Consider the following 14,116-nt stretch of genomic DNA (forward strand, 5'->3'; position numbering starts at 1 on the left):
CTCGAGTAAATAGCAATATTTACTCTGGCGAAATATCCCTGATAATATTTGATTTCATCAATCTCAGCCTAAATATCATACTATATTTCATACGATATAAATGAACACTTTGGCTAGATGATTTCTGAAGATATTCCGAAATTTCTAATTAAAAATTTAAACCGATGACTTACTATATCGTTATCTGAATAGATAAAACATAAAACTTTCATGAATATTTTTATAATTTTGCATAAATAAAAGCTATAAAAGGCTTTCTCAATAGAAAGCCTTTCTAAAACTATTTACTTTTCATCAAGAATAAACCAGAACATTGTTTTGCTTCTGCATCTGTACAGACTTCAGCGCGTTTAGGAGAAGTCCATTTTAAAGCAAGTTGGATATTCACATTGCTATAATCTTGCTGATCACCCACACATCCTTCTAGTTTATTATCTGTTTTAACGTTCATCATCAGTAGATCCAAACCAGATGAATTAGATCGAACAACAGCAAAATCACCTACTAACTGCTTTTTATTAACTTGATAAATAAAAGCTCCAGGCTTCTTAAAATTGAAAACTTCTGTGCATTTAGTTTGAGGATTATATAAAGTCCATGTTCCCCAAAACTCTTTATCTAAATCAACCTGGTTTTTATCAAATGCTTGAACACTACTAATTGTTAAGCCTAAAAATACTAAAAATAATACTTTTTTAATCATGTTATAACCTCTTTTATATATTGTTATGGCAACTTCCATAATTTTTATCTTTTATGATTTTTTCTATATCAATGAACATTTAACTAAACAGTGTTATATCGATGGTTTAAATTTTTTATCTATTTTATTTAGTTCTTTCATTTTTATAGCCTTACCTACATTCAGTTTCATCAACTGCGAGTGCAATGTAAATGTAGCACAATAAATTCTTATTGAAATAGATAAAAAGTACTTATTCCATAAAAGTCTAAGTACTTTTTTAATCAGATAAAGAACTATGCAATTAAATCATCATATTCTTTGATTTTGTTCAATTTATTTAACTAATCAAATATACCACTTACACCAATACGCATACTAGGACTGCCTTCAGTTGCAGTTGCAATCCCACCTGTAATTGCCCATTGACCACTGTCAGCTGTTCGCCTAAAAGTCATTCCCACAGCAGACTCTCCTCCATGATGTGCAGCTCCAATAGCATAAGTATATTTACCTGCGATATAAGGTGCTGACTCCATTGCCATAGCAGCTGCAATCCCTGCATTTGCCTGTTTAATAATTTGATCAACTTTCTTATTTGTTGCAAACAATGCATTCTTAAATTTAGCTTCTAGATTAATAACTTGTTGCGTTATGATTTGATCTGCTTTATTCAATGCATTAACTGCACTACCAACATTATTTAAACGGCTATTTCCAACCTGATACTGGGGTGGACGATAACTTTTGTTCGCTGCATCATAAAATGCCCCTCCACCTAAAGATTGACTTAATTCTGTATATGAGGATTGTAATTGTCCCATTGTTGCAACATCATTTTCTTTTACACCTGACGCAACTCCCGACAAAATTCGATCACCCTTAGAACCAGACATATTAATATTGGTTCCAACAGAGTTTTGCGCAATCATAATATCTGAGCTAGTTTCATCTATTTCAATTAAACCGGATTGCTGTTGAATTACTCTTTGCTGTAAATTTAAAATTTCACGTTGGTTTTCACTAATTTTTTGTTGTGTATCCCATAATTGACGACCTGTAATAATCTCTTTGGAATCAGGAGAAACTTTCCCATCTTTAAAAGGACTTATGGCTGTACTAGAAATAACTGAAGCATTTTCTGGGGCTAAATTTATTTTTTGATTATTAAGTTGGGAGCTTTCATCTCTCTGTTTTTCAGCAGTTTTAAACTCTAACTTTAAACCTGTAATGGCTTGTTGTAACTGCCCTTCTGTTGCAGCTTGATCTAATCTTATTTTATTGATGTCCCATGTAGTATTCGCTAAACCTGTAATCACGTTATTTTGGATGATCGTTCGATCAATCGAAATACTACCTTGAGTACCTAAATCTAAATTGCGTGCTAATCCTAATCTAATTAATCCTTTGGTATCAACCTGAGTGAAAATATTTTTTCCTTTATCTGAATTCTCAAAATGCGTATTTTTATCATCACCTTTAATACGTAATGTTTGACCTAATTGAAGTTGAGTTGCTTTACCACTATTTGCAGCAAAAATCATACCTTTTGTCAAAACATGATGAACAGCATTATTTAAGTCACCGGCATTAATCGCTTTACCTGCATTTGCTTGATTTTTATAATCGCCAGCACTGGCTAAATTCGAGATACTCGTTCCTCCTGTCATTTTCCATTCTTGACTTATAGGATCTTGTATTAAACTTAAATGACGACCAGACAATATGACCTGATCATAATTTGTCATACCTGAATCTTTATTTTTAGTATAAGAAACAGTTGTCTGTGATGCAGTACCTTGTTGATCAATTACTTGTTTGAGCTGTTCTTCTGTCGCTGCTCGTCCTGATTGGGCAAAGTCTTTACTATTTAAATTTCTATTTTCTAAGCCACTTAGTACACCTTTGCTGAGTACTGTTTCCCCGACTTGAAGTTTGTTGTTTTTAACTAGAACATTTCCAATACTTAAACTCCCTTCTTGGGTAAGATTCACTTGTTTGGCAAGTTGAATTTTCAGCCCTTGTCCATCCGCTTGGGTTTTAATATTACTATCTGCACCTTGAATGCTGAGTTGTTCACCCAGTTTTTGTGCTCCCGTTTGTCCTGTATCACCTTTAAATATGATGCCTTGTTCTTGAATACTTTTTTGTGCATTTTTCCCTGCTACTAATGCAGATTTTGCTGATGGAGATAAATCTAATTGATAAGTTGCTTCACCATCTTTATCTATTGTTTTATCAAGAAAAATGGACTCATTATTCGCTTTTAATTCAGTCTTTACAGCTCTAATTGCAGCATCAATCGTATTTTTTCCTGTCCCAGCAATATTGTTCCCAATGATATTTCCATTACTATTTTTAGCACTTTGACCAAGAATATTTTCTAAATTTTTCTGAGCTTCTTTGAGTTGTTGAACATTAACGGCATCAAAATCTTGTGAACCATCTGCAACATTTTGAAGACGGCGAGAAATATTTTTATTGCCAATCGAAACTACACCATCTATTTGACTTGGAATTTTTCCAGTTAAAAAAGCAGGGGTTATCGAACTAAGCGTAACAGAATCTGCTCCTAACGCTATGCTATTTATATGATTTGAATTTGCATTCTCGCCTATAGAAATTGCATTTTTTGCTGTACTTGTTGCTTTTGTTCCAATAGCAATACTATTTAAAGAAGATGCTGTTGCTATAGAACCAACCGCAATACTTTTATCTCCTAAAGCATAGCTCTGACGCCCCATCGCTATTGAAATTACACCTTCTGCTTTATTTGCAACACCAATGGCTATAGCAGAATTCTTGGTGACTAAGTTTCCTATACCCAAAGCAGAAGAATAATAATCAGAAACTAAATTACTATGCCCTACTGCAATACTATAGGATGTATTTTTATGAATTTTATTATGACCACCTATTGCTAAACCGCCACCACTACTCATGACAGAATTAGATACTCCTAGAGTTAAAGCGGAACTTAATATTGTCTTGTTACCTGTTGGAAAAGGATAAATAGGCAATTTATCAATTTGTGGAACTCTATGATCTAAAATAGTCCGATTAATCGGTAAATTTCCTGAGATATGAATTGTATTTAAGCAACCAATAGCAACACTATATTGAGTAAAATCATTATTACTTACATTGCCAGAACTCACCTGATTCTTACACCCAAGTGGTGAATTCGATATATTACTCAAAGAAGCTAACTTCCCATTTTGCCCTTGAGCAAGACTAGAAGAAATAAAGATAAAACTTGCAAGCACTGTGAATATTGTATTTAAAAAAATACTACTTTGGGGGAACTCTACTATTTTTCCCTTAGCTAAAATTATCCTACCTTGTTTGATACAACTTTTTGACTGTTCAGAAGTAACAATCCATTTTCCTGTACTTCTATTCCAAATAACTTTATATATTTTATTCATTTTTCGAAGCCCTCTTATCCCGAACGCTTTGTCTTTTGACTTTCTACACTACAGGGCTAAAATTATTAATAAATAATAATTAACAAATAATTCACAATTTCTAAACAATATTTTTGTTAATTTTTCACAATTTTTTCTATAAAAATAATCAATTACACATTTTCATTTTAAAATCATAATTTTTTCGGTTTCTTGTATTAAACATACAAATATTCATGAAATTTTTCATCAGCTTGTTAGTCTTTGCTTATTATTCATGCTGCTCAATAATATTATTTTATCTATATTTTCTGATTAACTTTTCAATTTTATAATAATCTTATTCTAATAAATATTTCATAATGAACTCATTTTACGAATGAGATTAAGCACAATAAATTATATTCAGCTTTGCTATAATTAAACTAAATTGAGCTATTGAGTTGGTCTATTGAAAATCATTTTTGCGGGTACGCCAGAATTTGCAGCAGTGGCGTTAAAAGCCCTTATTTCTACAGAACATAATATTGTTGCAGTCTATACTCAACCAGACCGCAAAGCTGGTCGTGGACAAAAATTAACAGCATCTGCAGTTAAACAACTTGCTTTAGAAAACAATATTCCCGTTTATCAACCGTTACATTTTAAGTCTTCAACAGAAGAAGGTTTAGCTGCTCAGCAAGAACTTGCAAATTTACAAGCAGATATAATGGTTGTTGCCGCATATGGTCTCATTTTACCTCAAGTTGTTTTAGATACTCCTAAATACGGTTGTTTAAATATCCATGGTTCTTTATTACCTCGCTGGCGTGGTGCTGCGCCAATCCAACGTGCCATTGCAACAGGTGATCAAGAAACTGGTGTAACCATTATGAAAATGGCTGCAGGATTAGACACTGGCGATATGATGTTTAAAACATATTGCCCAATTCAAGCCAATGATACTTCAGCAACTCTTCATGACAAACTTGCGATACAAGGTGCTGAAGCAATTGTAAAAGTTTTAGAAACTGAAGAAACGCTCCAAACATATTTCGCTAACCGTGAAGTTCAAGATGAAGCGCTCACTGTTTATGCTCATAAATTATCTAAAGCTGAGGCAAAAATTGATTGGTCTCAAAATGCCATTCATATTGACCAAAATATTCGAGCATTTAACCCTTGGCCAGTTGCATTTATTCCCTTAGATGAAAGTAATAACTTACGTATATGGGGTTCATTACTTTCTACTGAAAATGCTGTAAATCAACAAGCAGGTACTATTCTCGCTATAGATAAACAGGGTGTACATGTTGCTTGTGGTGATGCCAAAGCCGTATGTTTAACCTCATTACAATGGCCAGGTGGTAAACCCCTGAATCCTGTACAAATCAACCAAACTCAAAAACTTCAGGTAGGACAAATTCTCCCATGAGTCAACAGCAATCGGGAACTTCCCACCTTAATTTACGTGCTCAAGTCATTCGTACTTTACTTGCAGTTCAACAAGGTCAATCATTGGCAAGTGTAATGCCAATCCATTTAGCAAAAGTGTCTGATCGTGACCGTGCGCTATATCATGAATTGGTATTAGGCAGCTTGCGTCAATGGTATAGCTTAAAAAGCATTACCCTACCTTTACTCACAAAATCGGATAACAACGAAACTGTAGAAACATGCATGTATGTTGGTATTTATCAATTATTGTGTACCCGACTTGCACCACATGGCGTAATTTCTGAAACAGTTGAAGCAGTAAAACAATTAGGTTATGCACCTTTAAGTGGCTTAGTAAATGCTGTACTACGTCGTGTTTCACGTGAAACACTAGAGTTCCAAGAACAACTTGCACAAACTCATGGTTTACCAAGTTGGTTGTTTAAACGTCTTAAAAAAGATTGGGGCTTAGAAACTTTAGATCAATTATGCTGGGATCTACAACAAGTTGCACCTTTAACTTTACGGGTCAATGACCGTGCTGTGAGTCGTGATGAGTTCTTAGAAATTCTAAGCGAAGAAAAAATTGAAGCACGTAAGTGTGAACATTCAAATGTTGGTTTGATTCTAGAACAAGCAGTGCAAATCCCTCAGCTACCAGGCTTTGAAGATGGTGGTTTCTCTGTTCAAGATGAACATGCCCAATTATGCGCTCAAATTTTACCGGATCTAACTGGCAAAGTTGTGGTTGATGCTTGTGCTGCACCAGGTGGTAAAACAGCACATTTACTTGAGCGTTTTGATCTTAAAAAATTGTATGCCATTGACCAAGACAGTAAACGTTTATTACGCGTTTCAGAGAACTTGGAACGTCTACAACTGAATGCTCATGCAGATGTGGAAATTTTAACTGCTGATGCAACAACTTGGACACCTACTGAACAAGTAGACTGTATCGTTCTTGATGCACCTTGTTCTGCCATTGGTGTAATGCGTCGTCATCCTGACATTCGTTTACTACGTCAATCTACAGATATTGCTCAGACTGTAGAATTGCAAAAACAAATTTTGAACCATATGTGGCAACAACTTAAAGTTGGTGGCACTTTGCTTTATATCACCTGCTCTATTTTAAAAGCTGAAAATGAACAGCAAATGCAAAATTTCTTTGCTGAACATGTCGATGCTAAAGAAATCAAAATTGATGCGACTTGGGGTATTGAGCAAATTCATGGTCGTCAATTGCTTCCACAAACAAATGCAGGTGATGGCTTCTACTATTGCCGTATTCAAAAGACAGCTTAAGCCTAATTTCTTATCTAAGTTATTAAATAAAAAGGAACCTTTATAAGGTTCCTTCTTTAATTCATAAAATATGAATGGTTTTATTCTTCATCAGGATGCTTAATTAAATGAATTGTTGCTAAAATTAAGCCACCCCAAAGTAAAACTGTTGAAATCACAAGCATCACTATAGCAGATGTGTTCATATTAGTTCTCCTTTGTATCGTGATCTTTGAAACTTGTACATACCAATGCACCAATAATAAAGAAGGCTATCACTCCTCCGGCAACCGGCAATAATGTACTTAATGGATAACTACCATACCCCTTAGAAATCACATCATTAATCGTCAAACCTAATGTAATTAATAAAGCTGATGGAGTCACAATAGTAAGAAGGAAATTCCATCCCCAACCTAATTTAATGCTTGAATACTCATTCACATGATCTTGTAACTGTTTCAACAATGGACGACGGAACCAAGATACGAAAATAATAGATAACAAACCACCTAAAACAATACCAATGTTATTTGCAAAGTAATCAATAATATCAACAAAAGTAATTGCATTATGGGTCGAAAAAATCAATGTAGATACTATTGCAGAACCACCACCGACAATGGTTACAGCCTTTTTACGAGACCATGCCAATTTATCTTGGAATGCTGCAATCGGCACTTCTAAAATACTCACCATTGAAGTTACACCTGCAACAGCCAAAGATGAGAAGAAAAGGAAACCGAATAAATCACCGCCCGCACCTAAGCTTGAAATAATTTTCGGGAATGCAATAAAGGCTAGACCAATACCACCAGAAACTACATCATCAACTGATGCACCAGCGCTATATGCCATAAATCCTAAAGCAGCAAAAATACCAATACCTGCAAGAATTTCAAAAGATGAATTGGCTAATGCAACAACAACTCCAGAACCTGTTAAATTTGTTTTTGGCTTTAAATAAGATGCATACGTCAGCATAATCCCAAAACCAACAGATAATGAAAAGAAGATATGACCAAATGCTGCCAACCACACTTTATAGTTTGTCATTGCTTCCCAGTTTGGCGTAAAAAATGCATTTAAACCGTCAACAGCACCAGGTAAACGCAAAGCTTGAACAACTAAAACTGTAAATAAAACAACCAATAAAGGCATAAATATTTTATTAGAAAGTTCAACACCTTTTTTCACACCACCATATAAAATGAACATAACAATCGCCCAAACTGCTACAAGTCCAATGAATAAAGTTGGTACGAAAAGTGATGTAGTATCTCCATTTTGAAGATAGCTATTAAAGAAGAATTTCTCTGTATCTGTACCCCATTTCTGTCCAATCGAGTAATAGATATACGTTCCTGCCCATGACAAAACACTGGCATAATAAATACCAATAATTAATGTCACCATAACTTGCCACCAGCCAAGTGCCTCACTATTCATAAGCTTTTTATATGCTGTAGGTGGAGCCTTTCTAAATTTATGTCCAACTGCATAATCTAAAAATAAAAGAGGTAAACCAGCTGCAAAAATAGCAATTAAGTACGGAATTAAAAATGCACCACCGCCATTTTCATACGCAACGTATGGAAAACGCCAAATATTTCCTAAGCCTACAGCAGAACCAATTGCTGCAATAATAAATCCTGATCGGGCTGACCAATTTTCACGAGAATTTGTCATAAAACACCTAAACCTTAAGTTCCTTCTCTGCTGTTTTTTTTGTTTATGAGGCAGCATAAAAAGTACTAATTAATATTGTTGTGTTTGAGATTTAGTTTCTGCCTTTTGAGCAATACGTTCTAAAATACAAACTGATAAATCTTTTTCATGCTTTTTGTGAAAGATCATTCTAAAAATTTATCTAGATATGAATTAACAATACCTACTTTTTACATTTTTTTCTGTAGTTTCTTCCTAATATTCTGTTTTTTTGTAATATATTTCACTCAAATGATCATTTTAAAGACGAAAATTTAAGCAAAAATTTCATACCTATAAAAACTTTTTGGAATATATCATTGCCACTATTAAACTGATAGTTATTTTTTGACTCTAAAATGACCTGTTATTTTATAAGTGTGTAAAATATCATTTTCCTGCGTACCATAACCAATATTATGAATCACTAAAGGCGTTTTGGTTAATAACGTCTTTTTATTAGAAATAATACCAATATGCACCAATCCTTTTCCTAAATCCCAAGTCACAATATCTCCAGGAAGGAAGTTTTGATCCTTAATTTCGTAACCCTGTCTTTTAAAATAAACTTGAATATTGGGCACACGTCGATGATCGATATTTTTATCTGGTGACTTTAGCCCCCATTTTTGAGGATATGCTTTAAAGTTCTTTTTCATATCTTCATGAATTAACTGCTGTAAATCAATTCCCTGCCCTCTTAAAGCTCTCACCACAACATCCGTACAAACACCTTTAATAAGTGGAACATCCCCCATAGGATACTGAAGTTTGGTATAAGCAGGGTCGTAATACAATGTTTTACCAATTTGGGATTTTGCTGAAGTCACTAATGTTGTTGAGGAAAAAGCCCAAACAACTGAAGAATGTAGAATAAATAAAAAACTAATGAATAATTTATAAAAGTGCTTCATTTTAATAGATCTTTTTATCAAACTTATTAAATATTGAGCAATTATGACTTTATTTTTAAATAAATGATACAGCAGACATATTTAGTAAAAATATTTATTTAAATCAAAAAAGGAAATATGAAGCTCATATTTCCTTTAAAAATTTAATTGTTAATTCACTATTTTTTTGCGGTTTCCATGATTAAACGCGTTGTTAAATATAAACGCGGTACAATGCTATCAATAAATACATATTCCGCATTAACCGAATGTGCTCCTGTACCTGTTAATCCCATTCCCTCAATAATTGCAGCTTGAGATTCAAGTCCAGCAAAAGCAGCATCTGTACCACCCCCCATTGGGGTTGTTAAAATAGTCAAAGGCAGATTTAACTCATTTTTATAAATATTTTGCGCTGTTGATGCTAATTTAATTGCCTTTTCAGATACTTCTAAAGGTGGACGACGTACTTCAAATTTCACATCAATTTGGCTATCTTCTAATAGTTTATTCTTAATTTTTTCATGTAATGTTTTATCTATATAGTTAAAATCTGCTTGTTTTAAAGCACGTACATCAGCTTGAGCAACAGCTGAATCAGGAATTACATTTCGTGTTTTACCTGCATTTGCAATCGTCCAATTCATTTTTAAGCCAGTTTCTGGTTTAGATAAATCTTTCATTTGCAAAATTTGATGAGATAGCTCAGTTAATGCATTCACTCCCCCTTCAGGGTTCATACCCGCATGCGATGATTTTCCTTGTACCGTTAAATATGCAGCACCAATTCCACTCGTTGCTAAACGTAAACTGCCATCTTTAGCTTCACCATCAGTTTCAAAAGACAGTACAACATCTTGTCCTTTAGCCGTTTCCGTAATTAATTTACGTGAACCAGGTGAGCTAATCTCCTCATCTGAGTTAATTAAAACTGTAATCGTTCCAAAATCTTGATAATTTAGTGTCTTTAACGTTTCAAGCGTATGAATAATTAATGCAATTCCTTGCTTGTCATCTGTAATGCCTAAACCATATGCTCTATTTCCATCAACTCTAAAGGGTTGATCTTTTAATAAGCCACGTGGATATACGGTATCCATATGTGCTAACAGCATAATGTTGCCTTTGCCTTTTCCTTTTATAGTTGCTTTAATTGCAGGTCCAACTTGTTCAGGTGCATCGTTCATTGGGTAAATATCTTTATTTTGAATAATATTTACATCGGCACCAGTTGCTTTTAAACGTTCAGCAATTAACTTTGCAATTTGATCTAAACCTTCTATATCTTTACTTCCAGACTCTATATGTACCAAATCCTTTAGAGTACTGAGATAACTTTCTTGTTGTGCTTCTACAACCGTTTTTACTTGTTTAGGTGTAATTGCAAATGAAGTTGAAGCAAGACTTGCCAAAACCAAACCTAAAAATGCATGTTTTTTTGAAGTTAATTGATTAAAAATTACCATATTTTAGAGTCCTATTCCTTTATATTATTTGATTCAAGCATATTTTTTAAAAAATATTGATATCAATTTCACATATTAAAACAAGAAACTCAAGTCATCATTCTTATCAGAATTTATTTTAAATAATGATTATAAATCTACAGTTTTCATATCCTTATTTTCATATCCTGATTATTTTCAGAAATTTTGAAATTTTTAGTTACGGTTTATTTTAATAAAATAAAAAAGATCTATTCAATTCTGAATAGATCTCTTATTAATGATCATCGGCATGTAAGGCTTATTTTTTAGATGAATCCATGATTAAACGTGTTGATAAATATAAGCGAGGAACAATCGTATCAATAAAAATATATTCTGCATTTGTAGAATGAGCTCCGCCACCAGAAAGTCCCATTCCTTCAATTACTGCTGCTTTTGAACGCATACCTGCAAATGCAGCATCGGTACCACCTCCTGTTGCTGTACTTAGAACATTCATAGGTAAATTAAGCTCATTTTTGTAAATCTCTTGAGCACTTTGTGCAAGTTTTTGAGCTTTTTCATTTGCAACCAATGGTGGGCGTCTTACTTCAAATTTAACATTCACTTGACTATCAGCAAGCTTTTTATTTTTAACACGTTCATCTAAAGCCTTTTCTATCTGATCAAAATCTTCAACTTTAAGTGCTCGAACATCTGCTTGTGCAGTTGCAGTATCAGGAATAACATTTCTAGTTTTTCCTGCCGTTGCTACAGTCCAATTTAATTTGAGTCCTGTTGCTGGATTTGATAAATCTTGCATCTGACCAATTTGATGAGATAGCTCAGTTAGAGCATTCACACCATCTTCAGGTTTCACTCCTGCATGCGATGATTTTCCTTTAATATCTAAATATGCTGCACCAATTCCACTCGTCGCTAAACGTAGGCTCCCATCTGTTCCACCTCCTTCAAATGAAAGTACAACATCTTGATCTTTCGCTGTTTCAGTAATTAATTTACGTGAACCAGGGGAACTAATTTCTTCATCAGAGTTAATCAAAACTGTAATGGTTCCAAAATCTTTATAATTTAATTTTTTTAATGTATCTAAAGTATAAATAATTGCAGCAACACCTTGTTTATCATCACTAATTCCAAGTCCATATGCTCTATTATCTTCAATTTTAAAAGGCTGATCCTTTAACTGCCCTTTTTGATACACAGTATCCATATGTGCAATGAGCATAATCTTACTCTTACCTTTCCCTTTAAGCACAGCCTTTACAACTGGACCAATCTCTTCAGGTGTATCATCCATCCGATAAATGTCAGTACTTGGTATAATACTCACTTCTGCGCCTGTAGCTTTTAACTGCTCGGCAATTAGGTTTGCAATTTTGTTTAAACCATCTAAATCTTTACTGCCTGATTCAATATTAACAAGCTGTTCTAATGTTTTTAAATACGATTGTTGTTGTCCCTCCACAACCGTTTTTAATTGTTCATTGGTCACAGCAAAAACTGAAGTTGAAATGGTTGTAGCTATAGCTAAACCAAATAAAAATTTTTGATGAGCCACAAAAGAAGATAAATTCATTTCCTATATCCTTACTCGTTCTTTATTTTTAAGTATCAGTCGCCTGATCTGAATATTTTTACATCAATTTGTTTTAATTTCATACAATAATAAAAAAGTATGATGAAATAGAATTTTTTAAATATATCTTTGATCTTATTTTTTAGAAAAATAATAATAAATTTATTTAAATTTTCAATAAATTAGATATTTTAAGTGCCCTTTAAATAAGAGCACTTAAAATCTACATTACACTTTAGCTTCTTTTAGCTCATTTACATTTACTGGTTCTGATTCATCATGATGATAAATCAAAGCAACAGCAAGCGCTGTGATCAAGACAGGTAAACCAACTGCAATAAAATTTAAATATGATGGTAAAGACATACCCAATAGTGCACCAATTAAAATAGGTCCAACAATTGCCCCCATACGACCAATGGCAGATGACCATCCAATACCTGTAGAACGTACAGCCAATGGATAGTATTGAGCAACATAGCTATAAAGTAACATCTGTGAACCAATAGATGCTGCACCTGCTAAAAACACTAAAATATATAGAATGAATTGATTTGATTGTAAGCCCATTAGACTCATCACAATCGCACCCATAATTCCTAAGCACATCAATACAGGTTTTAGATGGAAACGGTCAGCTAAAATACCGCCTCCCACAATCCCAACAATTGCTCCAATATTCATGACCATCATGAACATTAAGCTGTTATCCATTGAATAACCTGCTGCCATCATTAATTTTGGAAGCCAGCTACTTAAAGCATACATCGTCAGTAAACATGAGAAAAATGCTAACCAAAATAGCAGTGTATTCATTGCACGACCACGCTTAAATAAACTTGCAACAGAAGCTGACTCAGGTACATCAACTTGATGTAATTCAAAAATAGTTGAAGACTGTACATCTACTTGCGGAGCTAAACGACGTACAATTTTACGTGCTTCTTCTTGCTTATTTTGCTTAACAATAAAAGTTAAAGATTCTGGTAAAAATTTCCAAATTACAGGGAGTAAAAATAAAGGAATCCCAGCGATGAAAAACATAATTTCCCAACCAAAACTTGGTGTAAACCATGAGCCGAGCAATGCAGCCATTACGCCACCAACAGCATAACCACTAAACATCGTTGTGACTAAAGTACTACGCATTTTTTTTGGAGCATATTCAGAAGTTAATGCAACTAAATTCGGCATTACTCCACCAATTCCAAGCCCAGCTAAAAATCGTAAAATACCAAATTCAGTAGGATTCGAAGCAAATCCTCCAGCAAATGTAAGACCACTAAAAAGTACAATACAAATCATTATGACTTTTTTTCGCCCAATTTTATCTGCTAAAGAACCAAAAATCATGGCACCAAACATCATACCAGCCAATGCTGTACTTGCTAACATTCCAGCTTGAACTGCTGTTAATCCCCAATCGTTCATTAATAAAGGTAAAACAACCCCATTAATCGCTAAATCATAACCATCAAAAAGAATGACAAGTAAACACCATGCCACTACGTTAAAATGAAATGGTGTAAATTTCGCGTGATCAATAACATCATTGACATTCACTGCTTGATCTGTCACTCCTCACCTCCTGTGAGTCTAAATTACATTGCACTTTAACTAGCGCCCTTCAGTTTAGAGTTATGATTTTAAAAACAAAACTGAAGCCATTTACTAAAGTAATAAAATATAATATTCACATA

Annotated in this window: 10 protein-coding genes; 2 read left to right on the plus strand and 8 right to left on the minus strand. The window is 33.8% G+C overall.

Features of this window, described 5'->3' with window-relative positions:
• Positions 1–280: 280 nt before the first annotated feature.
• The gene (locus tag AOY20_RS03835; RefSeq protein WP_054580634.1) at positions 281–703 is read right to left on the minus strand and encodes a hypothetical protein; all 423 of its coding nucleotides are present in this window, start codon (positions 701–703) and stop codon (positions 281–283) included.
• Positions 704–1,026: 323 nt separating this feature from the next.
• Positions 1,027–4,110, minus strand: a complete 3,084-nt coding sequence (locus AOY20_RS03840) for an ESPR-type extended signal peptide-containing protein (protein WP_054580635.1) — start codon at positions 4,108–4,110, stop codon at positions 1,027–1,029.
• A 430-nt stretch (positions 4,111–4,540) separates the two neighbouring features.
• Here AOY20_RS03840 and fmt point away from each other — a divergent pair, with 430 nt between their 5' ends.
• Both fmt and rsmB read left to right on the plus strand, forming a co-directional pair.
• Positions 4,541–5,503 (plus strand): methionyl-tRNA formyltransferase, encoded by a 963-nt coding sequence (gene fmt, locus AOY20_RS03845; RefSeq protein WP_054580636.1) that lies wholly within the window; start codon positions 4,541–4,543, stop codon positions 5,501–5,503.
• Complete coding sequence (rsmB, locus tag AOY20_RS03850; protein ID WP_054580637.1) at positions 5,500–6,810, plus strand: 16S rRNA (cytosine(967)-C(5))-methyltransferase RsmB; 1,311 nt, start codon at positions 5,500–5,502, stop codon at positions 6,808–6,810. The genes fmt and rsmB overlap by 4 nt, the downstream gene beginning before the upstream one ends.
• Before the next feature lie 80 nt (positions 6,811–6,890).
• On the opposite strand, the gene AOY20_RS14440 is transcribed toward rsmB, so the two are convergent.
• The 6 genes from AOY20_RS14440 to AOY20_RS03875 all read right to left on the minus strand — a co-directional run bounded on the left by AOY20_RS14440 (position 6,891) and on the right by AOY20_RS03875 (position 13,994).
• A complete protein-coding gene (locus tag AOY20_RS14440; protein ID WP_081403353.1) occupies positions 6,891–6,995 on the minus strand; it encodes a methionine/alanine import family NSS transporter small subunit in 105 nt (34 codons plus the stop codon).
• A gap of 1 nt (position 6,996) precedes the next feature.
• Positions 6,997–8,478 carry a sodium-dependent transporter gene (locus AOY20_RS03855; RefSeq protein ID WP_054580638.1) on the minus strand — a complete coding sequence of 494 codons (1,482 nt, stop codon included), beginning with the start codon at positions 8,476–8,478 and terminating at the stop codon, positions 6,997–6,999.
• 359 nt (positions 8,479–8,837) lie between these two features.
• Positions 8,838–9,410 (minus strand): DUF1287 domain-containing protein, encoded by a 573-nt coding sequence (locus tag AOY20_RS03860; RefSeq protein ID WP_054580639.1) that lies wholly within the window; start codon positions 9,408–9,410, stop codon positions 8,838–8,840.
• Positions 9,411–9,568: 158 nt separating this feature from the next.
• Positions 9,569–10,855 carry a glutamate carboxypeptidase gene (locus tag AOY20_RS03865; RefSeq protein ID WP_054580640.1) on the minus strand — a complete coding sequence of 429 codons (1,287 nt, stop codon included), beginning with the start codon at positions 10,853–10,855 and terminating at the stop codon, positions 9,569–9,571.
• A gap of 280 nt (positions 10,856–11,135) precedes the next feature.
• Positions 11,136–12,416: a M20/M25/M40 family metallo-hydrolase gene (locus tag AOY20_RS03870; protein ID WP_054580641.1), complete on the minus strand. Its 1,281-nt coding sequence runs from the start codon at positions 12,414–12,416 to the stop codon at positions 11,136–11,138.
• Between the two features lie 228 nt (positions 12,417–12,644).
• Positions 12,645–13,994, minus strand: a complete 1,350-nt coding sequence (locus AOY20_RS03875; protein ID WP_054580642.1) for an aromatic acid/H+ symport family MFS transporter — start codon at positions 13,992–13,994, stop codon at positions 12,645–12,647.
• Positions 13,995–14,116 lie beyond the last annotated feature (122 nt).

The organism is Acinetobacter equi (assembly GCF_001307195.1).
Classification (GTDB): Bacteria; Pseudomonadota; Gammaproteobacteria; order Pseudomonadales; family Moraxellaceae; genus Acinetobacter; species Acinetobacter equi.

Bases quoted from the DNA above. Each gene is read 5' to 3' on its own strand.
- AOY20_RS03835 (WP_054580634.1), bottom strand. From the start codon at position 703: ATGATTAAAAAAGTATTATTTTTAGTATTTTTAGGCTTAACAATTAGT.
- AOY20_RS03840 (WP_054580635.1), bottom strand. From the start codon at position 4,110: ATGAATAAAATATATAAAGTTATTTGGAATAGAAGTACAGGAAAATGG.
- rsmB (WP_054580637.1), top strand. From the start codon at position 5,500: ATGAGTCAACAGCAATCGGGAACTTCCCACCTTAATTTACGTGCTCAA.
- AOY20_RS14440 (WP_081403353.1), bottom strand. From the start codon at position 6,995: ATGAACACATCTGCTATAGTGATGCTTGTGATTTCAACAGTTTTACTT.
- AOY20_RS03855 (WP_054580638.1), bottom strand. From the start codon at position 8,478: ATGACAAATTCTCGTGAAAATTGGTCAGCCCGATCAGGATTTATTATT.
- AOY20_RS03860 (WP_054580639.1), bottom strand. From the start codon at position 9,410: ATGAAGCACTTTTATAAATTATTCATTAGTTTTTTATTTATTCTACAT.
- AOY20_RS03865 (WP_054580640.1), bottom strand. From the start codon at position 10,855: ATGGTAATTTTTAATCAATTAACTTCAAAAAAACATGCATTTTTAGGT.
- AOY20_RS03870 (WP_054580641.1), bottom strand. From the start codon at position 12,416: ATGAATTTATCTTCTTTTGTGGCTCATCAAAAATTTTTATTTGGTTTA.